The 300-nt window shown below is 42.7% G+C and carries 1 protein-coding gene; it reads left to right on the forward strand.

Annotation, left to right across the window (positions count from 1 at the left end):
* On the forward strand, nucleotides 1-300 hold a 300-nt coding region (locus tag ACNKXS_RS15280), incomplete at both ends, for a hypothetical protein (protein WP_417921630.1).

Below are 300 nucleotides of genomic sequence, written 5' to 3' on the forward strand. Positions count from 1 at the left end.
ACCAGTTTCGACTGTTCTGATGTAGGCACCTTCGATATTACTTTAACTGTAACTGATGTTAATTCTAATGAAACGCAAAAGACGATTTCTGTAACGGTAGAAGATACGACTCCACCGGTAGTGGATGCTGTAACTTCAACCACGGTGACCTTGGATAATTCAGGTTCAGGATCTTTAGCGGTGGCCGATGTGTTGAATGCTGCTAGTAGTGATGCCTGTGGTATTGCCAGTGAGGTATTGAGTCAAACCAGTTTCGACTGTTCTGATGTAGGCACCTTCGATATTACTTTAACTGTAACT

It is taken from the genome of Christiangramia marina (assembly GCF_048285865.1).
GTDB lineage: Bacteria > Bacteroidota > Bacteroidia > Flavobacteriales > Flavobacteriaceae > Christiangramia > Christiangramia marina.